Origin of the sequence: Rahnella aquatilis CIP 78.65 = ATCC 33071 (genome assembly GCF_000241955.1) — a bacterium.
Classification (GTDB): domain Bacteria; phylum Pseudomonadota; class Gammaproteobacteria; order Enterobacterales; family Enterobacteriaceae; genus Rahnella; species Rahnella aquatilis.
The window spans coordinates 205,392-228,004 of the sequence record NC_016835.1 but is presented as its reverse complement, the minus strand read 5'-3'; the positions used below and the strand labels follow the sequence as shown (position 1 = coordinate 228,004).

Genomic DNA, 22,613 nt, shown 5'->3' with positions numbered 1-22,613 from the left:
TTCCGGATAACAGAATATGGCGCAGTGAAAAAGACCAAACGCATCACTATCAGTGGCATAGCCGAACTGGCTGGCGTGTCGAAATCGACTGCCAGCCAGGTACTCAACGGACACAGCAAGAAGTTTCGTATTTCCGATCTCACCCGGGATCGTGTGCTCGCCGTGGCGGCAGAACATCATTATCAGCCGAGCATTCACGCCCGTTCGCTCAATGTCACCCGCAGTTTCACGCTTGGACTGGTGGTGCCTGAAATGACTAACTATGGCTTTGCCGCCTGCTCTAACGAACTTGAAACGCTGTGTCGCGAGAACGGCATGCAGTTGCTGATTGCCTGTACGGATGAAAATACCAGTCAGGAAACCATGGTGGTCAATAATCTTATCCAGCGTCAGGTCGACGGGCTTATCGTGGCGTCCAGCATGCTCAGCGATGCGGAATACGTAAAAATCAGCCAGCAAGTCCCTGTCGTTTTGTTTGACCGTCACATACAGGACACACAGCTCCCTATTGTCGTCTGTGAAGCCATTGAATCTTCAGCGGAACTGGTCTCCCGGATAGCAAAAACCCAGCGGGATGAGTTTTATTTTCTCGGCGGTCAGCCGCGTATTTCCCCGACCCGCGACCGCCTCGCAGGTTATCAGCTTGGTCTGCAGCGTGCGGGCGTCAGTCTGGATCCCGACTGGATCCTCTACGGTAATTACCACCCAAGCTCGGGGTACGAAATGTTTGCCCAACTTTGTGCCCGCCTTGGACGCCCGCCCAAAGCCCTCTTCGTTGCTTCATGTGGATTGATGGAAGGGGTTCTGCGATATATGAGCCAGCATCAGTTGCTTGAGAGTGATATCCATCTGTGCAGTTTTGACGATCACTATCTTTACGACTCCCTGTCCGTGAAAATTGACACGGTCGCCCAGGACTGCCGGGAACTGGCCATGCACTGCTTCAGCATGATAAGTGATCTCATGAATGAACAACCCATAGAACAGACGCAATGCTTTTTAAGCCCCAAATTGCATTGGCGCTCTCCGCCGTTCTCGCAGATCAAATAGATATTCAATGTCGTCACATGAGGATGATGAGAGATGTTAATTCATCTCGCGTCATCTGATTGTTCCTGCCAGCTTTGCTTCATCATGTTCCGGCTTCAGCAGCGGTGAACTCATCATTTCGCTGCCTGAAAGGGCATTGCGCACCGTTGCGCCGGTGAAGGGCACAGAGAAAATTACAAAACCTTTTGCATTAAATTGACACATTTTGTTATGTTATCACATATCAAAACAGTCACAACGATGAACAGGTTTAGGGAATGACACACAACAGGACGCAAAACACTGAACCGGTTCTTGCGGTACAAGGACTGACAGTTCGGCTCGCAGGTGAAACACGCCTCAGCGGACTGAGTTTCAGCGTCGGCGCAGGCGAGCGCGTATGTCTGCTTGGTGCCTCCGGTTCCGGTAAATCGCTGACAGCCAAAGCCATCACCGGCACATTGCCTGCGGGTGCCACACTCAGTGGCAGCATTCGGGTAAATGGCGTCGGGGTGTGTGGCAGACATCCGGTTTCGCGCTGCGCCGCCAGCCGCGTCGCCACGGTTTTTCAGGACTCCTCCACCGCGCTGAACCCGCTGATGACACTCGGTAAACAGTTGCGTCTCGCCCTGCCCGCCGCCCGCGAAGACGAACTCCGCACGATGCTGGATGCCGTAGGGCTGGGCGATATAACGCAATTTTACGCCCGTTATCCGGCGGAACTTTCCGGCGGTCAGCGCCAGCGTTTGTGTCTGGCGCTGGCGATGCAATCCGCGTCTTCGCTGCTGGTGGCCGATGAGCCGACTACCGCGCTCGACGTGCTGACCCAGCAACAGGTTTTACAGGTCATGCGTAACGCCTGCGCCAGCCCGCAATCGCCCCGTGCGCTGCTGTTTATCACCCATGATATTGCCGTCGCCGCACAGTTATGTGAGCGCGCACTGGTGATGGAAAATGGCGTGCTGGTGGAATCTGCCGGTATGGCGCAGTTGCTCAGTCATCCGCAACATCCTTATTCCCAAAAACTGGTTCACGCCGCAAGACAGGCCGCCGCGCTGCATCAGAATGCCGCGTCACTGTACGGGGTTGCCATCTGATGGAACCTTCACTGCCTCGGGTCTCCGGGCCGTTTCTGCATCTGCAAAATATCAGCCGCCATCTCGCCCTGCCGGGTTCTTTCTGGCGCACGCAGCGCACTGCCCTTTTTGAGCATCTGTCGCTGCGTATCGGCCGCCATGAAACCCTCGGGCTGGTCGGCGCGTCAGGCTGCGGAAAATCCTCCCTGCTGAGGATCCTGCTGGCACTCGAAGCGCCCGACAGCGGCGACGTGTATTGCGCCGGAGTCAGGATCCGTCCCGGTTCTGCGCGTTCTCTGCGTGAATACCGGCAGCGTGTGCAGTATATTCCGCAGGATCCGGCCGGTTCGCTGCCGCCGGTTCACACCGTTTATCAGATTATTGCCGAACCGCTGAAACGCCTCGGGTTTACCGGCGATATCCGGCTGCGCGTCAGCGATGTGATGGCGCAGGTTTGCCTGAGCGAGACGTTGTTATGGCGTGTGGCAGGTGAACTCTCAGGCGGACAGGCGCAGCGGCTGGCGATCGCCCGTGCGCTGGCGATAGGCCCGCAATTTCTGGTGGCCGACGAGCCGGTCAGCGGGCTGGACCTGCCGCTGCGCGGGCAAATCAAACACCTGTTGCAACAGGTGACACAGCAAAATGGCATGGGCCTGTTAATGGTCACGCACGACATGTCGATGGTTGCCGGATTGTGCGGACGGCTGCTGGTGATGCACGGCGGCGAAATTGTGGAAGACCGCGCCACGCAGGATGTTTTGCGCGCTCCGGACCATACGCATACCCGGCAACTGCTGCAGGCCATTCCTCATTTACCTTTAACCGTTGACGGATAACCGGATGCTGACCCGATCCATTGCGCACACCTCCGCGCCCAAACCGCCGCTGCTGCTCGCCAGCAGTCTGGTATTTAACATCGGCTTTTATGCCGTGGTGCCGTTCCTGGCGATTTTTCTGCGCGATGATTTATTGCTTTCCGGCTGGGCAATCGGACTGGTGCTGGGCCTGCGGACATTCTCGCAGCAAGGGATGTTTTTGCTCGGCGGCGCGCTGTCTGACCGCTACGGCGCGCGGGTGATCATTCTGCTGGGCTGCGTGGTGCGCATCGCCGGTTTTCTGCTGCTCGGGCTTTCCGACACGCTGGCACCGGTTATTCTCGGCGCCTGCCTGACCGGCATCGGCGGCGCGCTGTTTTCTCCTTCGATTGAAGCCCTGCTGGCGCAGGCCGGAACGCACAGCGAAAAAGCCGGAAAACGCAGCCGGGCTGAATGGTTTGCGCTGTCCGCCGTGTGCGCCGAACTGGGCGCGGTGCTGGGGCCATTACTCGGATCGCTGCTGTCCGGTTACGGTTTTCAGCCGGTGGCGCTGGCCGGTTCCGGCCTGTTTCTGATTGCGTTGCTGGTGTTGTTTTTCACCCTGCCCGCCACGCCAAAACGCGCCGCTGAACTGAAAATTGTGCCCTGGTGGCAGACCTTCCGTCAGCCGCGTTTTGTGGCCTTTATCATTGCCTACAGCGCTTACCTGTTCAGTTACAACCAGTTGTATCTGGCGCTGCCGGTGGAGCTGCGCCGTTCAGGTGGCAGCGAACAAGATCTCGGGCCGCTGTTCGTACTGGCCTCGGTGCTGGTGATCGTTCTGCAAATGCCGCTGGCGCGATTTTCCCGCCGGCTGGGTGCCGCACGGATTTTACCTGCGGGCTTCGGATTACTGTCGTCCGCTTTTATCGCCGTGGCGCTGTTCGCCTGGACGGTTCCGCCGGAAGGCTGGCTGCGGCTGCTGCCTTCCGTATTGCTGATCACTCTGCTGACTGTCGGACAGATGCTGATTGTGCCGGTCGGCATGGATCTCATTCCGCGCTTTGCCGGACAACATAATCTCGGCGCGCATTACGGTGCGCTGTCGTCAATGGGCGGCATTGCGGTGCTGACGGGGAATTTCCTGCTCGGCGGCCTGCTCGATAATGCCCTGACGCCCTCTCCGGGCGCAGTGATCCCGTGGCTGGCACTGGCCGCCGTTCCTTTTTTAAGCGCGCTGGCGATGCGGCGAATCTGCCGCCAGTTGCCTCCTCCTGCAATCTGACAAGGAATTTGTGATGTCTGTGAAACATGTAAGCCCGCTGGCCGGGCTGCTTTCTGCTGCGCTTTTACTGACCGGATGCTTCGGTGAAGCCGATAAAAACCCCGGCAAAACTGCGGATCAGCGCCTGCGGCTGGCGATGTTACAACCGCCGCGTTCCGGCCTGACGCCGCTCAGCGACGATGCGTTTAAACTTTCGCGCTGGAGTACGACAGAGACGCTGGTGACGCTCGATAAACTCGGCGAAGCGCAACCGGCGCTGGCGACAAAATGGCAGCAAACCGGTGATAACAGCTGGCGTTTCGAGCTGCGTCATGGCGTCAGATTCCACGACGGCAGCCTGCTTGATGCCGCCACCGTGGTGAATGCCCTGACTGTCGCCGCCCATGCCGCGCCGAAACCACGCATTCTGGATGGCGTGCAACTGACCGCCGTAGCGGACGGCGAACAGGCTGTTATGGTGACCACCGCACAGCCGGATCCGTTGCTGCCGCAGCGTCTTTCCAGCCCGCAACTGGCGATTCTTTCACAAAAAGCCTACAGCACCAGCGGCGTGGTGGATCCGCGCCATGCCGGTTCCGGTCCGTTTGAACTGGTGCAGGTGAACGGCACCAGCAGCGCCCGGCTGGAACGCTTCGGCGGTTACTGGGGCGAAAAGGCCAAAGCCAGTGGCATCGATGTCAGTTTCGTGCCGGACGGCACCGCACGCGGCGCGGCGTTACGTACCGGCGCGGCGGATATTGTCGAGGCCATTCCGGTGTCTCAGGCTCCATTGCTGGATCAGACGCTCATCCATGAAGTGCCGATGCCGCGCACCAACACGTTGTATCTCAACACGCGGCTTGGCGTAATGCAGGATCCGGCGCTGCGTGCCGCCGTTCGCGACGCCATTAACCGCCAGCAACTGGTGGATAACGTCTACGAAAAGCGCGCCGATGTGGCACAGGGTCTGCTCGGCCCGGCATTGCCGTGGGCCGCACCACTGCGCCAGCCGGTGAGCCAGCCGGTGACCGCCCGTAAACCGGCTGGTGAAACCATCACCTTAGCAACCTTCAGCGACCGTGCCGAACTGCCGGAGGTGGCGGTCTATGTTGCGCAGCAGCTGACGGCAGCCGGTTTTACCGTGAAACAGGTGGTCCGTGAATACTCACAAATCGAATCTGACGCGCTGGCGGGCAAGTTCGATGCCTTTATTTTATCCCGTGCCACTGTGCTGGATTCCGGCGACCCGGTGGCGTACCTGTACAGTGATTTTGCCTGCAAAGGCTCGTTTAACATTGCACAGCTTTGCCGCCCTGACATCGATCAGGCACTGCAAAAGGCTTCCGTTATTCCGGCAGGCGCTGAACGCCGTCAGGCGATCATGCTGGCCGAAAACCTGATCCTCGCCACGGATGCGGCCATTCCGATGCTGCATGAGCGGGTGATTCAGGGCGAGTTGGCAGACATACGCGACGCGGTGCGCGACCCGCGTGAACGCACGTTAATCAATGCCGCGACACAGCGCGTGGTGCAGGCCGACTGATGAGTGAATCTCTGTATTGCCGCACCTGCGCGGGCGTCAGTCGTCTGCGTATGAGTCAGACCGGTGGCGCAGGGGTGCCGCTGATTTCACGCTTGCTGACGCTGGCCGCCATCGTGGTGCTGACCGGCCTGCTGCCGTGGTTGTCGGGCAGTGATCCGGCGCTGTCATTGCTGCGCGCACGCTCCGGCGAACAGGAAGCCACGGCAGAAACTCTCAACGCGATCCGCCTGACGCTCGGGCTGGATCAGGGGCCATGGCATGCGCTGACGCACTGGCTGGGCGGTTTGCCGGGCGGCGATGCGGGCGTTTCCTGGGTGTCCGGCCTGCCGGTTTTACCCGGCATGTTGCGGGCAACAGGGGTTTCACTGACGCTGATGACGGCTTCCGCTGGCGTGGCGTTTCTGATTGCAGTGCTGTTATGCGCGGGCACGCTGATCCGCGGCTTGCAGGGCGGCACGCCCCGCCCCGCCGGTTTTCTGGCCGCCCTGCTGACGGCGCTGCCCGAATTTTTACTGGCGTCGGTGCTGCTGATCACCGGCGCGGTCTGGCTGAAATTTTTCCCGCCTTATGGCTGGGCCGGCTGGCATTACGCGGTTCTGCCTGCGCTGGCGCTGGGCATTCCGGCGGGCGGTTATCTCGGGCGACTGTATTCCGATGCCCTCAGCGGTGCCTTTAATGAAAGCTGGCTGACCACCTGGAGCGTGCTGGGAATTTCGCGCCGCCATATCGCACTGGCCATTATCCGGCGCACGTTGCCCGGCGTGATGCCGTTAACCGGACTGGTGCTGGTGTCGCTGACCGGCGGCGCAATTGCGGTGGAAAAAGTCTTCGCCATTCCCGGCCTCGGGCGCGCTACGCTGGGCGCGGCAGCAGCCGGAGATTTACCGGCATTACAAACCGGCGTGCTGATCCTGCTGCTGCTGGCTTCCGCCCTCGGCATGCTGACGGGCGGCATCCGGCGGATATTACTGGGCCGTGCGTTGTCATTGGGCGCGATGCCGGTTCCGCAACCTGTTGCCCTGCCTGAAAAACAGCGGGCATGGCTGCCGCTGCTGTGTCTGAGCATTCTGGTCGTTATGGTTTTCGCCGGTTTGCCACGCGACCCGCTGACCTCAGCGTATCTGCGCCTGCAACCGCCCTCTTTCGCTTTGCCCTTTGGCGCTGACGCCATGGGTCGTGACCTGCTCGCCCGCGTGGCACACGGCACGCTCAATACCTGTTTGCAGGCGCTGGCGGTTTCACTGATTTGTCTGCTCGCAGGCATGACTGCCGGTGCTTTTCCCCGCGCGATGACCGGCCCGATTGAAGTCACTAATGCGCTGCCGCCGGTCATTGCCGGGCTGGTGATCGCCGCCATTAATGGCCCGACCGCCACCGGCGCGGTAATTGCCGTCACCGTCGTCAGCTGGGCGCCGCTGGCGGCACATACTGCCGCGCTGGTGGCCGAAATCCGCGCAAGGCCATATATTCAGATGCTTGCGGTGATGGGCGTGGGTACATTGCGCCGTCATGTATTTTATGTGTTTCCTGCGCTGGCCGGTCCGCTGTTGCGCCACGCCCTGCTGCGTTTACCGGGCATCGCGCTGGCGCTGGCATCATTAGGTTTTCTCGGGCTTGGCGCACCGCCGCCCGCGCCGGAATGGGGACGTGTGCTGGCCGAGGGTATGCCTTACATAGAACGCGCCCCGTGGAGCGTGCTCGCGCCGGCCGGAGCACTGGCGTTGTTGTCCGTGCTGGCGGTGACGATGAGCAGTTTACGTTGGAAAAATCGCGTCCGGCAGCCAGGTACGCTGCATTAATCACTGTTCTACCGAGCTATCCAATATTGACTTTTCAGTTCCGGAGATCATGGAATAATCTCAGCAGGAATATTTTTTCTGTAAAAAAGTCTCTGATAAAAGTTTTGTCACTTCAGGAAGATAATTATTGCGCATTGCTTCTCTGTGTATCCTCCTCATTACATGCGGCATTTCGCCTGAAAAATTTACAAGTAAACAATAAAATAAATAACTTCTGCTTATATGAATAAACTTATTAGAAACATCTAAAAAATATATATTTCTCATTTTATGAAATCTCCGGGCGGCATTATTTAAAACCGTCAATCCTATATCACTTTTATCCTGGATGTTTTTGAGTAGAATAGCACAGACTTTAAATATGACTTAAGTAACACTCATTTTTTATTCATACCACTAATGATTTAATACAATGGATTCATTTCATAACCCGCAAACAAGGTGTCAGCGAGCGGGCTATATACTGCGTTGTGTCAAAGGGAATTAAACAATGGGCATTCAGGAATACATTCTTGCAGGCAGTAAATTACCGGTCCACAACCATTACCAGTTAAGACTTACACGACTTGAATCTCAGCAACCCGGCGTCGATATTTCGGTGCTCAGGTTCAGCGGCAGCGAGGCCATCAGCGATATTCTGCGCTATGAGATTGAGTTCACCAGCGCGGTGAAAGACATTCCCGCTCAGCACATCATCAATTATTCCGCCCTGTTCCTGATGTATCCCGACGGCAAGCCGTGGAAATCCGTTAAACCGCGCATTATCCCCGGTGTCATTACCCGGTTCCGCCAGTGCGGCACTTCCGCCGATGAGACCCGTTACGTCGCCACGCTGGAACACCGCGTCACGCGGTTAAATCAGGGCAGCAATAACGCGATTTACCAGAACGACAGCGTCATCAGCATGACCGAGAACACCTTCCTGCGTTACAACATGGACCGGCTGGATTTTCGGTTTGCGCTGCATGACCGGTATCCGCTGAAAAAATTTATGATGCAGTTCGGCGAAAGTGAATACGCCCATATTGCACGACGCCTGGCCGACAGCGGTATCTCGTACTTCTTTGAATACGATGAAGAAAACAACTGCGACGTTATGGTGCTCGCCGACCATTCTTACGCCTGGCCGGAACCGGTCGCCATCCCGTTCCGTAACCCGGCGGGCATGTTCGACGGCGGCCTGGAATCGGTCTGGGAGATGTCAGTCAGCCGCAAAGCCATCCCGAAATCGGTGACGGTTAACGACGATTACTACCCCGCAGCACAAAGCGATATGACCGCCACGGCGACCACCAATCCGGATTATCCAGCGCTGGTTGCCGAAGATTACCGCTGGGGTGAGTACTATCCTGAGCCGGGCAAGGAATACAGCAGCGATCCCGGACAGGGCATGTGGTACGCCAAACGCCGTCAGGAACGTTACCTTAGTGAGCAAATCACCTTTGAGGGCAAATCCAACTGCATGACGCTGCGTCCGGGGATGGTCATCACCACGCCCGGCAAAGACTGGCCTGAGGCGCCGGATGGCCTGCTGATTGTCTCCACAAACTCTAAAAACGTCGCCCGCGACACGGCGTATTTCGTCACCTTCACTGCCGTTCCCCGTAATACACAGCATCCGTACCGCCCTGCGTTGTTGCCGTGGCCAACTGTCACCGGCACGCTGCCTGCCCGTATCTCCAGCGCGCATCCGGATGAACCTTACGCGCACATCAACGCCGACGGTTTGTACCGTGCGCAGTTTGGCTTCGACCGCACCGAATGGCAGAAAGGCTTTGAGAGCTGCTGGTTGCGTCTGGCCAAACCGTATTCCGGTGATACCTGCGGCTTCCATATGCCGCTGCTGGATTCCACCGGCGTGGCGATTGCCTTCGAGAACGGTGACGTTGACCGGCCTTATATTGCTTATGCGCTGCACGATTCACGACATCCGGATCATGTGGCGCTGCCTAATTACAAGCGGAACATCATCCGCACTCCTTCTGGAAATAAGATTCGACTTGAGGACCAACGGGGCAAAGAACATATAAAAATCAGCACGGTACATTCAGGTAAGAGCCAGCTCAGTCTGGGACACCTGGTGGACAGTGCCAGAAAGCAGCGAGGTGAAGGCGCAGAATTGCGAACTGATGCCTATGTTGCCGTTCGCGGCGGGAAAGGCGTGCTGCTATCTACCGAGCCGAAGAACAGTGCTCAGGGACAGCAACTGGATATGGATGCCGCCATTGCCCAGCTTGAAAAAGCCCTGGCTCTGGCCAAAACCCTGAAGAGTACCGCCGATATCGCTCAGGCGTCTCCGGCAGAAACCACCGATCAGGAGTTGCTTAAGACAGACCTCACCAAACTCGCTCAGCCAGGTGTCGTCGTCTATGGCGATGCCGGTATTGCGCACACCACGCCGAAAACGATCCAACAAACTGCAGGTAAGAATCTGGTGGCCACCGCTGGCCAGGATGCCAGTTTCAGCGTATTCCGTCGCTTCTCAGTTGCCGCCGGTGAACTGTTCTCCGTATTTGCGAACAAGTTAGGCATCAAGCTCATCGCAGCTGCAGGAAAGGTGCAGCTACAGGCGCAAAAAGACCAGATGGAGCTGACCTCCTTCGAGGACATGCAGATCACCAGTACCAACGGCCGCATCGTGCTTAACGCCAAAAAAGAGCTGCTGCTGATGTGTGGCGGAGCTGGGATCCGCATTAAGGATGGAACGATCGAAGAACTTGCTCCTACCCGTATCACCCAAAAATCGCCGGTACTGGAGTATCAGGGTGGGGACAGCGTGAAGCAGGCGATGCCAACCTTTAATCAGGGGGACTTTGGTATGAAGTACAAACTACATATCAATGGTGACCCATCGCATGTTCTCAAGAACCAAAAGTTCCGGGTTCATCGTCAGGATGGCTCTGTCTCTGAGGGTATAACCGATGCAAACGGTGAGTCCTCTCTGTTGCAAATGAGTGAACTGGAAAATGTCGCCATTGAGTTGATCAAGGGAGTGAAATAATGGCTGATTCATGCTCTAACATTCGTAATCCAAAGCTTCTTTCAGAAGGTGATATTTGTCGTCCAGTTACATCCGGGAAGGCACTGATACAGGAGTGCGGTGTACAGCCTCCGCTGCCCTGCATTGTTATTTTGGTACACGGGGTCAATGACGTAGGGGAAGCCTACGAAAATCAGGACGTCGGTATTTGTGCCGGACTTAACACGCGCCTTGGCCGCACTGATATGCATCATCATGAGTGGAAACAGCATGATTTTATGATTTCCGACGCAGACGGAAACATCACAACAGAAACCTGTGCAGTGCAGGATCAGACATGTGTTGGTGTCGTTAACCGTTCACCGGTTATCCCTTTTTACTGGGGATATAAGCCGGTCGATCATGATGCATTTGTGCAAGACCAGAAACGCTATAAATCCGAGCTGCTAAAAAAGGGTAATGACGCAGACTTACCCTACGATACCTATCGTGAAAACGACACGAAAAAGTTGAAGGCGCATAACAATGCCAAAATCGACAATCTGAATAACTGGCTGGATCCTTTATCCGCTAAAGGTGGCGGTACGTTTGCGAACGCCACCACCAATATCCCGGATATGTTTGGTCCGGGAGCCGCTGGGCCGATACTGGCCATGATTGGGAAACTGATGTCGCGTACTGAAACGTTCAATTTGAACAATAAGGACTGGAGCCATCCAATCTATCAAAACCCGCACCGCATTTATCAGGCTTATGCAGCACGACGGCTGGCGGATTTGATATTGGATATTCGCCGAAATCAGGATACACAATCCGACACCATCAATATCGTCGCTCACAGTCAGGGGACGATTATCACCATGTTGGCCAATATGTGGGTTGAAGCTGAAGGATATCCTACCGCTGACTGTGTAATCCTTAATCACTCCCCTTATGCACTGGAAAATCGCTGGCTGGAAAACTTTATGCCAGGTAACCAGCAAACCAGTGATGCGCGACAAAAGACCTTTGCTCATTTCTGCAAATTGATGGCGAAGAATCCAAACGCACCGCAGGGCACCCTTTCACATGACAGTGCCTATATTCAAAAAATAATGGATACAGGCTGCCTGGCTAAAAAGGCAAAAGAAACTATCTGGGAAAGTGCCCTTTATAACCGCAATAACTTTGGTCGGGTTTATAACTATTTTTGCCCTAATGATCAGGTGGTATCCATGTCACCGATTCAGGGGTTTGGCTGGAGAGGTATTCCGGACAAAATTAAGGCACAGCTGGGCGATAATCTCTATCAACGTGTCTTCTGCAAAGATGTTTGGGTCGGTGACAAAACGGGTTTCCATTACACAATGCCACCACGTCAGGCTGATGATTCTAAAGATACTGGCTATTCCTTTACCGACGTCACTATCAACGCGCCGGTACTACCTGAGCCGTTTCAGTTTGCACTAATGGCGCAGGGTAAAGATAACTATAAAGCCAAAATGGCCGGTAACGATCCTGAGATAGCCAAAGCAGCAATGAAAGCGGAGAAGTTTATCCCGGAAACGGTTGATGTACCCAATAGCCCGCTCTTTTATGGGATGAGGTCAAACGGGAGCGTTCTAAGTCCAGAACAGCTGGAGGAGCTGAATGCCACGTATGCCCCTAAAAAGTTTGTTTCAGGAATAGTGTCTGGACACAGAGACTCATTTCAGCAGCTTATTCTCCAGCGGGAAATGACAAATGATGAGTTAACTGCTGCGGTGCAAATGGATGTTTCCTACAGCCAGCATTCATCGATTGTCGCCAGTGATAAAACCCCTTCCCATGCAATGGTCTACGACTTAGCGATCGGACAATGTGAGGCATTTGAAAATCAGGAATTCTGGGAGAGATTGCTACTTCAGGCCGACTGGAGAAGACCAGAAAACCCCGAACCCAAAATAAAACAATATTATATAGAGGGAATTTTACCTTACGAAGACATCAAACAGTTCATGAATAAGCCCGAATTGGACAAGGGTATGCCGATTGGAGAAGAGTTTGGTGTCAAGAACGATTATGGATCCCGCCAGATGGTTAAGCCTGGCAATCATCGTAATATGGAAAATACAACGGTTCAGCTTTTGCAGTGGGATATGCCCAAACCTCAGGTCTGACAGGGAAGATATATGCAAACGTTAAAAATGGCGGGTGTGCTTATTCTGGTAATTAACATCGGAGCATGTCAGGCCACACCTCAGTCTCCCCCGACGCAAGTCGTCTATCGATTTGATGATCATCGTTATCTGGAACTGACAGGATTTAACTGTCAGGGAGGGTTACGGTATATCGATACTCAACGAGGTATCCAACATCAGATTTATGACGTTTCAGATGGGTACCGGATTTTCACCAAGAAATTTGTTCATCCTTCCGAACGCTATATTGCAATTACCTCATATGAAGGAGGCGGGTTTGCCATTTCAAAAGATTATGGGCAAACGTGGGATGGCGCTCGTTTTTCACCTGGTGGTGGAGCAATACGATATAAAGGCTCTAATCCTACTCGTGAAGAAATTGAGTCGTTCACAGTAGTCAACGATCAGGGCTTTATGCTGACAAAAGCTGGTGATATTTACATGAGTTCCAAACCCTTTGATGACCCACGCCTTGAGCCTGGAGGAAGTGGGATTGACTATTCCTTCACGACAAAACGCGGAGTGTTGCAAACCAACCATATGCGTCCAGGTTATGGTGGAGGTAAATGGGGAACAGAGTATTCGTCATGGAACTCTTTTGCTGGCCCTAATCATTGGACTACAGACACCTATAGAAGAAATTTTCAGGGTATCCCTAATAAAGTGCCCGAAGTCAAAAATTATACCGGCTGGGATCATATGCGCTGTGACCCAAATTTAGGATTGGCTTCAAAATGATACTTATTCAAAGAATTGGCATAGGCCTTATGGCGGGCTTAATCAGTGCATGTCAGGCCGCACCTCAGTCCCCCCCGACGCAAGTCGTCTATCGGTTTGATGATCATCGTTATCTGGAACTGACAGGATTCAACTGTCAGGGAGGGTTACGGTATATCGATACTCAACGAGGTATCCAACATCAGATTTATGACGTTTCAACAGGGTACCGGATTTTCACCAAGAAATTTGTTCATCCTTCTGAACGCTATATTGCAATTACCTCATATGAAGGAGGCGGGTTTGCCATTTCAAAAGACTATGGACGTACGTGGGATGGTGCAAGTTTTTCACCTGGAGGGGGGGCTGTAAGATACAAAGACGACCATCCGCAACGTGAGGAAATTGAATCGCTCACAGTAGTCCACGATCAGGGTTTTATGCTGACTAAAGCTGGTGATATTTACATGAGTTCAAAACCCTTTGATGACCCACGTCTTGAGCCTGGAGGAAGCGGTATTGATTATACCATCACGACAAAACGTGGCCTTGTACAAGATCATCACATTGCACCTGGATACGGTGGAGGGAAATGGGGTGAGAATTACCTTTCATGGAATTCAGTGCAAGGCCCAAAACCATGGTCAATTTTGGCTTATAAAACCAATTTTCAGGGCATCCCCAATAAAGTACCCGCAGTCAAAAACTATAGCGGCTGGGATCATATGCGCTGTGACCCAAATTTAGGAATTACATCAAAATAAAATAGTGCGTTTGCGAAGCGTCTCGCTCACAGCGTGCGAACATTCTGCTATCAGGGAAGGTATAAGTAATGAAAGGTGTCATTCGCCTAGGCGATCCCCATACTCACGGTGGCAACGTCAGCTCAGCGTCTGGGGCATTATTTGAAGGTAAACCGGTGATGTTAGCCGGTGATACTGTCAGCTGTTCTCAGCATGGCACCGTGCCAGTGAATCAGGGGCATCCGACCTGGAAAATGAATGGTAAAGCCGTGATTGTGGACGGCTGCGTTGCGCAGTGTGGTTGCACTCTCAAAACAACCCTGCCGAACGCCGGAGCACAATGATGAACTGGCATCTTCCGCAGATGGCCCGCAACGCCTTACCCAAACTTCCTGGCTGGTGGTGGTGGTTAGCGGTACCGGCAGCCTGTATTGCACTGGCAGCCATCGCGCTGTTTTTCACCTGGCCGGTTCAGCGTGGATTTACCAACCTGCGGTTTTGGTTCTGGCTGTTACTGTTGCCGGTGTTGGTTTCCAGCGCAGTGATGGCCTTTGTGCTCAGTGCGGCTTTACAGGTCCGGCGTGAGACTGACTGGCGACATCTGTTTATTGACCGCAAATATGCCCACTGGCAGCACTGGGGACGCCGGTCTCTGCGGCTGGTGGCATTTCACTGCCTGACGCCGGAAACGGATATCGCCAGCCGGGAACTGGGTCTGGAAGGTCAGCCGCCGCAGGCCCCCGCGAAACCGGCAGAAATCATCCCCGTGCAACCTTTGCAACTGGGGGAATCCCCATTGAAAGATATTCTCTCCCAGACGCTCGAACCACTGTCCGAGACGTTGCGTGCGCAGTCCTCTATCGAAATATGGTTGTATGCAAACACGCCGGAAGAACAGGCCACAAACGCGGTCGAACAGTACTGGTCTGCCAAATTAAAAAAACGCTTGCCCACTGAGAACATCCACTGGCAGAGCATTGCCCAGGACGCCGCCTTGCTGGACAGCTGGTGTGATGAAGACATTTCCGTTCCGCGTCTGGTGATTGCCCTGCATTTGCTTGACGGCAAAAGCCAGGCCAGTGCCAGCAGCTCCGCCCTGCTCTTCCAGAGGTCTTCCGGGCCGGTGATAAAAGCCCCGCCTTTCCGACCGGTATACCTGTTCCGCCCGCTGGTGACACAGTCGCACGACCTCGATGCGGACTTCCCGCGATTTCTTGCCGCCAGCCAAACCGGGGCCAAACGTCTGAGCCATCTGTGGGATGCCGGGCTGCACAGCCGCGAGCGCGGCGCCCTGCTGGCCATGCTGGATGAACACGACGTGATGCTGCCGGCACAGGGGCGTCACGATCTGTCCCTGTTGTTAGGCCCTGCGAGTCCTGCCTCCTTCTGGCTTGCCCTGTGCCTCGCGGCGCAGGGATGCGATTTAGGCCAGCGCGGCCAGCTGGTCGCCGCACAGTCTGAGGAGTCCATCAGCCTGGTTCAGCTCAGCACCCAGCCTGCTGCGCCCGTGGACATGCCTGTCGATACGATTTCACGCTATCCGCTGGCCTATCTCGCGGGAATTGTGGCCGTGATGCTGGCCCTGATATTACTCCCCGCCGATCGTGATACGCAGAGTGGCATGCTGCCCTGGCTGGGCGGCGGACTGGTGGTTGTCGCGGCCCTACTGAGTTTCTCTGTCCCTCTGGCACTGCGCTTATGGCGTAAGCGGCTCGATGTGGAATGGCACCTGCTGGAACAACAACGTCATGACTAAAAGCCTTCACCTGATGCTGGTGGTGATGCTCGCCCTGGCCCTGAGCGTCCTGTGGCTGAGCGTGGACGGGGAAACCCTCACCCACGGCGTAGCCTGGTGGGCAACCGGCGTCATCCTGCTGAGCTATTTTCTGCTGGCCCGCTACGCCTTCGCCCTGGAATTGCTCGATTTTAACCGCCCGCCCGAGACACAGGACGATGCGCGCATCACGGCGTTTGATACCCTGCGTTTCACCCTGCGTCACCGCTATGACTGGCACTGGAAACACAAACAGCCGTGGCTTTTGGTCACCGGTGAGGCAGCGGTGGTGGAAAAAATCGCCCCCGGCCTGACGCAGGCGCGCTGGCAGGAAAGCCAGAACGCCGTCCTAATCTGGTGTGGCGAGGCCGATGCGCTGGATTTAGCCGCCGTGACGCAGCTGCGCGACATGCGCGGGCGCCGCGCCTTTAACGCCGTGCTGTGGGTCACTGATGTGACGGCTGAGCCGCAATACCTGTGGACTACGCAGCCGGTGCCTAATCAGACGCTGCCGGCGGGCAACAGCGACACCGTATATCGGCAGTTTATCGCGCTCGGGCACACCCTCAGCTGGCGTCCGCCGGTGTTTGGCGTGTGCCTGAGTGAGCCGCAGTGGGAACAGGACGACCGCCCGGTGCAGAGTATCGGCTGTCACTGGCCGGCGGGCACGCCGGTCTCACTTGATGACCAGCTCAGTCAGTTGGCCGCCACGCTCATTCCACAGGGCATTGCGCAGCTGAACGAGAACAAACACTGGGCCTGGCTGCTGCAGCTGTCTGGGGATTTGAAACACCACACCGGCGCGTTGCTCAGGCAGCGTTTTCAGCCGTGGCTCGGTGAGAATCAGCGCGTGCTGGCCGGCGGCATCTTCTTTATGCCTGCTGCCCCTGAATCAGCTTCTGTTCAGCAACGCTCCCACGCCTGCTATTTGTCCCCCGCCTGGAACGGCGTTATCGCGCAAAGCCGGATGCAACAGGGCCGCCGCGACCACCTGTCCACCGGTGACAGACTGGCCATCGGCACGCTGACGCTGGCGGGGCTGTGGGTACTCGGCATGGGAATATCTGCCTGTGCCAACCGCGCGCTTATCGCCGACAGCCAGGCGCTGCTGCAGGCGGCCCGCACGCCGGCCCCGATGTCCGACACGCTGACCCGCAGCGTCGCCCTGCAGGACAACATTGACCGCCTGCTGTGGTGGCAGCAAAACGGCTCGCCGTGGCTGCACCGCTTCGGTCTTGATCAGCGCGATGCGGTGATCGAAGCACTGTGGCCCGCCTATACCCGGCAAAGTCAGGCTCTGCTGATAACGCCTATGGTTAACGCGCTGAAAGACCGGCTGCAGGCGTTTGTGTCCCTGCCGCCGGGCTCTGCCGAACGACGTCTGGCCGGGAAACTGGCCTATCAGCAGCTGAAAGCTTACCTGATGCTGATGCATCCTGAACACGCCGATCCGGCCTTTATGCAGCCGGTGCTGTCTCCTCTGTGGACGGTGCCGGACGGCGTGGCTCCCGGAGAATGGCTGGCCCGTTCAGACAAACTGCTCGCCTTTTATCTGCAGCAACTGCCGCGCCATCCGCAGTGGAAGCTGCCTGCCGATGACACTCTGGTGGCCAACGTGCGCACTATTCTGCGCAGCCAGAAAGGCATCAGCAACAGCGAAAACGCGCTGTATCAGCAGGTGTTGCTGAGCGTGTCGCCGCACTATGCCGACGTCACGCTCGACAGCCTGCTTGGAGAGTTTGCCGGCGGTCAGCTGTTCTCCACCGATGACACCCTGCCGGGCATGTTCACCCGTGAAGCCTGGGAGGGGGAAGTCAGCGACGCGATTGATAAAGCGGCGGCGGCACGCCACGTCACCTCCGACTGGGTGCTGGATGATAAAGGCGAACAACAGCTGCTGACCAAAGACCCGCTGCAGTACCGCCTGACCGAACGCTACTTTGCCGATTACACCAGCGCCTGGCTCAATTTCCTCAACAGCATCCGCTGGAACACCAGCGACTCGCTGAGCACCTCCCTCGATCAGCTGACCCGGCTGGCCGATGCCCGTCAGTCGCCGCTGCTGGCCCTGAGCCGCACCCTGCGTTATCAGGGCGCGGCCGGTCAGCACCGCGAAGCGATGGGGGATTCCCTGCTGAAATCGGCACAAAAGCTGGTGTCGAAAACCACGCCGGACGCCGGATTTGCCGGCGGGCGCAATGACCCGACCCGCGTACTGAGCGAGACCTTCGCCCCGCTGCTGGCCGTGTTACCGCCGGAAACCCCGGCGGCAGGTGAAACGCAAACCGTGCAAAACACCGCCGTCGTTTCCGTCAGCAACTATTTGCTGCAGGTGTCACAAACGCGGCTGCAACTGATGCAGGTGGCCAATGCCTCCGACCCGCAGGCGATGGCACAAAACCTGGTCAGATCCGCCTTCAGCAACGGTGACACCACGCTGTCGCAGGGGCGTCACTACGCACAGCTTCTGGCGGCCAGCCTTGGCGGAGAGTGGAGCAGCTTTGCCGACGCCGCGTTTGTCCAGCCGCTGGAACAGGCGTGGAACGGCGTGATGACTCCGGCACAGCAGGGGATCAACAGCGCCTGGCAGGTTCAGGTGCAGAACCCGTGGCAGGCGGAATTTACCGGACGCTACCCGTTCGATAACACCAAAAATGACGCGGATTTCACCCAGCTGGCTCACTATCTGACGCCGGATACCGGCCTGATTGACCAGTTTATTACCCGGCAACTGGCCGGCGTGCTGGAAAAGCAGGGTGACAGCTGGGTACCTGACCCGCTCAACACCCAGGGAATGAGCATCAACCCGGACTTCCTCAGCGCGGTTAACCAGCTGAGCCAGCTTGGCCGCCGCGTCTTCCCGCAGGGCAAACCCGGCGTGACCTTTGAGCTGCAGATCCGCCCGACCCGCAACGTGGTAGAAACTGACCTGCAGATAGACGACGCCACCCTGAAGTACTTTAACCAGCTGCCGGGCTGGCAGACGTTCCGCTGGCCAGACGCCGCCAGCGATCATCCACAGGTGTCCCTGACGTACTCACCGGTCGCGGCATCAGGGAAAAGCGCCGACGCCTTCCAGAGCTATTTTCAGGCGGACGGAGGCTGGGCCTGGCTGCGTTTACTCGATAAGGCGCAGGTTGAACAGCTCGACAGCAGCCGCTATCGCCTGAGCTGGCAAACCGCCACCAGAGAGACGCTGAACGTGGTGTTACGCACCCAAAGCGGCGGTGGCCCGCTGGAACTGCTGACCCTGCGACGCTTTACGTTGCCGGCCCAAATATTTACCTCTCCGGGCCTGGCCACGGACAATGCGGAGGACACAACGCACCATGACGCCCGATAATTTCCAGCGAGTAAGACGCGGCACCGTGCTGTTTTTACTGCCCTTACTGATTAGCAGCTGCGGCCTGACGCAGCGCGTGGGCAACGGCGCTTCTGCGGTCGCCGATGCCGTGCTCTACCGTAAAATAGACACCCTGCATCTGAAGCTGACCTCCCGCGCCGCGCTCAACAGCAACGAAGGCGGCGAGGCGCTGCCGACGGTGGTTCGCGTTTATCAGCTCAAAGACCGTAAAACCTTCGATACGGCCAGCTACGCCGCCCTGCTCAGGCAGGACAACACCGTGCTGGCCGCTGACCTGCTCGACCGGCAGGTTGTCCAGGTAATGCCGGACGCAGAGGCGACGGTGGCCGTGCCGCTGCATGCCGACGCACAGTTTGTCGCCGTGGTGGCCCTCTTTATGGCACCGGATGTCACAAACAACACCTGGCGGCTGGTTCTCGAACGCAGCGACCTCGATGACAGTAAAGACCAGATCGTTGAGCTCAATGACAACCGGCTGCAACTGAGGAAAAGTCAGTAATGGAAGACGATTTCTTAAAATATTTTGACGGCGAAATGCGCTACCTGAAGGAAGCCGGGCTGGAGTTTGCGAAAGAATTCCCGGAACTGGGGCGTGCACTGGGATTAGATGGCAGTCCGGTACCGCGCGATGACTCCGTCGAACGGCTGTTTCAGGGCTTTTCGCTGATGATGGCCAAGCTGCGTCAGAAGATAGATGACGATATTCCCGAGCTGACCGAGCCGCTGCTCTCGCACCTGCTGCCGGTGATCAACCGCACCCTGCCTTCCACCGCGATTGTCGAACTGACACCGGCGGCGCCTGCGCTGCACATCCGCGAGGAAATATTACCGGCAGAAAGCGAACTGTTAACCCGGCCGCCGGGCAATGACAACCAGCGCTGTGCCTACCGCACGACCCGCGACCTGAAGGTGCATCCGTTTGCCCTCGATAACGTCTCGTTATTCACCCTGCAGGAAGGCCAGCAGGCGCTGAAACTGCGCTTTACCCTGCCCGCCCTCACTGAAATCCGCCGCGCCGACTGGCAGAACATCAGCCTGTATCTCAACGGCGACCGCGTGCTGCAGTCTGCGCTGTATCTGGCTCTCAGCCGTCAGATAAAGCGGGTAAACGTGCGGTTCTGGCAGGAATCGACAGTGCTGACGCCGGTGGACGTGCAGTTTGTGCCGCGCTGGCAGGCAGAAAACGACGCCTCAATCTGGCCGGAAAGCGACAGCCCGGCACTCTGCGGCGAGGTGCGCCCGTGGCTGGAGTATTTCACTTCCCCCGAACGCTATTTCTTTATGCAGCTGCGCGGGCTGGAGACCCTGACCTTCCCGGCCGACACCACCGCCTTTGATATCGAGGTGACGCTCAGCGAGCGCTGGCCATACGATCTGGCCGTGCCGCCGGATGCCATCCGCATGCACTGCGTGCCGGTGATCAACCTGTTCCGCCTGCTGGCCCAGCCGCTGTCCGTGACCGCCGCGGTCAGCGATTACCGCCTGCGTCCGCACCGGCTCAGCGACGGCCGCACTGAAATCTATGCGGTTAATGATGTCGCGGAAGTGACCGAGGACAACACTGAGTTCAGCTACGTGCCCTACAGCCAGTTCCGTGAGAAAGGCGGCATGCTCCAGTATGCAAAAAACTGGCCTGACCGTTATTACCACACCCGCATGTACCGGGGAACGTCCGGGCTGAACGAGACCATTTTAATGCTCGGGGGACGCACCCACGAGGCGCAGAACGGCCTGAAAATGCGCCTGAACATGACCTGCACCAACGGTGCCTGGCCGCGCATGGCGTTGCAGGAGAGCGTCTTCGACGGCGAAACTGCGCTGGGTAATCTTGAGCTGAAGTGTGCGACCCGCAAGCGTCCCTCGATGCCGTATTACCCGCCTGCCGCTGAACTTTATCAGTGGCAGGTGTTATCGCTGCTGCATCCGCAGGCCATCGCCGGTCTGATGGAGATCGGCACGCTGCGTCACGCGCTCAGCCTGCTGGACTGGACGCATGACCCGGAAAACGCGCGCCGCATTGCAGGCATCACGCATGTTGAATACGCACCGTCGCACTACCCCGCTGAAGGCTGGCACGGCGTGGCCATCCGCGTAACCCTGGATGAACATCAGTTCTGTGGTCTGGGTGACGCCCTGCTGTTTTGCGAGGTTCTGGAGCAGTTCTACACCCAGTACGCCGATATCCGCCGGTTCATTCAGCTGACGGTGACACTCAGCCAGTCCGGGACACAATGGGCATGGCCGGAACGCCGCCTGACGCGGGTGTTGTTCTGATGATGCCAGATGATTTTGATGACGATGCAAAAAAGAAAGAGAACGTCCTGAAGGAATTCTGGCGGGACAAGGACGGTAACGACCGGGCGTACGCGTTTAACTTCTACCGTTTCTGCCAGCTGCTGGAGAAACAACTCTCGGATAACAAACCGATCGGCAGCACCTTCTCGCCGAAAAACGATGCGGTGCGCTTTCGTCCGCATCCGGGGATGGGTTTTCCGGTCAGCGAACTTAAAGCCGTCGAAACGCGCGAAGAATGCCCTGATACACCGCCGACGGTGCGCGCCACCTTCATGGGATTATACGGCGTGGACTCGCCGCTGCCGACCGGTTACATCGATGATATTGCTCAGCGACGCGAAGGTCACGAGGCGCTGGAAGCCTTTTTAGACATCTTCAACCACCGGATGATGACGCAGTTTTACCGCATCTGGCGAAAGTACAATTATCCCGCCACCTTTGAGGACGGCGGTACCGACAAAACGTCGCGCAGCCTGATGGCCCTGACCGGTATCACCGGCAGTGGCGACGTACCCGCCTCGCGATTGCTGGCGTTACTGCAGCCGCTGGTCAGAACCACCCGCACGGCGGAGGGGATTGTCAGTGTGATCCGCTCACAGGCGCCCAACACGCAGGTCACCGTAAAACCGCATAAGGTCACGCGAATGGCCGCCGGCAAACGAGCGAGATTCTCTTTTTCAGAACAACAAAGGTTGAGCGATCATCTGGTTCTTGGCAGTCATACGGAGGATGCTAACTACTGCATCGGTGTAGAAATGTTTACCGAAGACGCGGCAGAGGCCAAAGGCTGGCTGCCCGGCGGTCAGTTGCGTGAAGACGTGTTTACCCTGCTGCGCGTCTATCTGGGGTGTGATTACGATGCCAGCCTGACGCTGACGATTCCGATGAAGCTCGCACCGCTGCCGCGCCTGGGCGATCCCAGGCTAATGGCGGGCTACAACGTGGTGATGGGGTTGCGGGAAGATAATCTGGATAAAATGCCGAAAGAGGTGACGATGAAACTGGGCAGGATCCGGAATGAAAGAAGATGTTAATGGTTTAATCGCTTTGCGAAAAGTGAATGGTTCGCTGTTTAA

Annotated in this window: 16 protein-coding genes; all 16 read left to right on the top strand. The window is 56.8% G+C overall.

Features of this window, described 5'->3' with window-relative positions; all coding sequences use genetic code 11:
• The first annotated feature begins 24 nt into the window (after window positions 1-24).
• The 16 genes from RAHAQ2_RS23045 (at window position 25) to tssG (ending at window position 22,571) form a co-directional block, all read left to right on the top strand.
• Window positions 25-1,050 (top strand): LacI family DNA-binding transcriptional regulator, encoded by a 1,026-nt coding sequence (locus RAHAQ2_RS23045; RefSeq protein WP_169314505.1) that lies wholly within the window; start codon window positions 25-27, stop codon window positions 1,048-1,050.
• Between the two features lie 257 nt (window positions 1,051-1,307).
• Entirely contained in the window at window positions 1,308-2,126 is an 819-nt protein-coding gene (locus RAHAQ2_RS23040; protein WP_014341791.1) for an ATP-binding cassette domain-containing protein, read from the top strand.
• Window positions 2,126-2,941, top strand: coding sequence for an ABC transporter ATP-binding protein (locus RAHAQ2_RS23035; RefSeq protein ID WP_014341790.1), 816 nt, complete (start codon window positions 2,126-2,128; stop codon window positions 2,939-2,941). The genes RAHAQ2_RS23040 and RAHAQ2_RS23035 overlap by 1 nt, the downstream gene beginning before the upstream one ends.
• Window positions 2,942-2,945: 4 nt before the next feature.
• A complete protein-coding gene (locus RAHAQ2_RS23030; protein ID WP_014341789.1) occupies window positions 2,946-4,184 on the top strand; it encodes an MDR family MFS transporter in 1,239 nt (412 codons plus the stop codon).
• Window positions 4,185-4,197: 13 nt separating this feature from the next.
• Window positions 4,198-5,706, top strand: coding sequence for an ABC transporter substrate-binding protein (locus RAHAQ2_RS23025; RefSeq protein ID WP_014341788.1), 1,509 nt, complete (start codon window positions 4,198-4,200; stop codon window positions 5,704-5,706).
• Window positions 5,706-7,505 carry an ABC transporter permease subunit gene (locus tag RAHAQ2_RS23020; protein WP_014341787.1) on the top strand — a complete coding sequence of 600 codons (1,800 nt, stop codon included), beginning with the start codon at window positions 5,706-5,708 and terminating at the stop codon, window positions 7,503-7,505. Before RAHAQ2_RS23025 ends, RAHAQ2_RS23020 begins: the two co-directional genes overlap by 1 nt.
• Before the next feature lie 490 nt (window positions 7,506-7,995).
• The gene (locus tag RAHAQ2_RS23015; RefSeq protein ID WP_014341786.1) at window positions 7,996-10,506 is read left to right on the top strand and encodes a DUF2345 domain-containing protein; all 2,511 of its coding nucleotides are present in this window, start codon (window positions 7,996-7,998) and stop codon (window positions 10,504-10,506) included.
• Entirely contained in the window at window positions 10,506-12,623 is a 2,118-nt protein-coding gene (locus RAHAQ2_RS23010; protein WP_014341785.1) for a T6SS effector phospholipase Tle3 domain-containing protein, read from the top strand. The genes RAHAQ2_RS23015 and RAHAQ2_RS23010 overlap by 1 nt, the downstream gene beginning before the upstream one ends.
• A 12-nt stretch (window positions 12,624-12,635) precedes the next feature.
• Window positions 12,636-13,382 carry a T6SS immunity protein Tli3 family protein gene (locus RAHAQ2_RS23005; RefSeq protein WP_014341784.1) on the top strand — a complete coding sequence of 249 codons (747 nt, stop codon included), beginning with the start codon at window positions 12,636-12,638 and terminating at the stop codon, window positions 13,380-13,382.
• Window positions 13,379-14,125 (top strand): T6SS immunity protein Tli3 family protein, encoded by a 747-nt coding sequence (locus RAHAQ2_RS23000; RefSeq protein ID WP_014341783.1) that lies wholly within the window; start codon window positions 13,379-13,381, stop codon window positions 14,123-14,125. The genes RAHAQ2_RS23005 and RAHAQ2_RS23000 overlap by 4 nt, the downstream gene beginning before the upstream one ends.
• A 68-nt stretch (window positions 14,126-14,193) precedes the next feature.
• Window positions 14,194-14,448, top strand: coding sequence for a PAAR domain-containing protein (locus RAHAQ2_RS22995; protein ID WP_014341782.1), 255 nt, complete (start codon window positions 14,194-14,196; stop codon window positions 14,446-14,448).
• Window positions 14,445-15,860 carry a hypothetical protein gene (locus RAHAQ2_RS22990; RefSeq protein ID WP_238532104.1) on the top strand — a complete coding sequence of 472 codons (1,416 nt, stop codon included), beginning with the start codon at window positions 14,445-14,447 and terminating at the stop codon, window positions 15,858-15,860. Before RAHAQ2_RS22995 ends, RAHAQ2_RS22990 begins: the two co-directional genes overlap by 4 nt.
• On the top strand, window positions 15,853-19,221 hold the full coding sequence (locus tag RAHAQ2_RS22985; RefSeq protein WP_014341780.1) for an ImcF-related family protein: 3,369 nt from the start codon (window positions 15,853-15,855) through the stop codon (window positions 19,219-19,221). The genes RAHAQ2_RS22990 and RAHAQ2_RS22985 overlap by 8 nt, the downstream gene beginning before the upstream one ends.
• On the top strand, window positions 19,208-19,741 hold the full coding sequence (gene tssJ / locus RAHAQ2_RS22980) for a type VI secretion system lipoprotein TssJ (protein WP_014341779.1): 534 nt from the start codon (window positions 19,208-19,210) through the stop codon (window positions 19,739-19,741). The genes RAHAQ2_RS22985 and tssJ overlap by 14 nt, the downstream gene beginning before the upstream one ends.
• Complete coding sequence (gene tssF / locus RAHAQ2_RS22975) at window positions 19,741-21,516, top strand: type VI secretion system baseplate subunit TssF (RefSeq protein ID WP_014341778.1); 1,776 nt, start codon at window positions 19,741-19,743, stop codon at window positions 21,514-21,516. Before tssJ ends, tssF begins: the two co-directional genes overlap by 1 nt.
• Window positions 21,480-22,571 (top strand): type VI secretion system baseplate subunit TssG, encoded by a 1,092-nt coding sequence (gene tssG, locus RAHAQ2_RS22970; protein ID WP_014341777.1) that lies wholly within the window; start codon window positions 21,480-21,482, stop codon window positions 22,569-22,571. The genes tssF and tssG overlap by 37 nt, the downstream gene beginning before the upstream one ends.
• The last annotated feature ends 42 nt before the right edge of the window (window positions 22,572-22,613 follow it).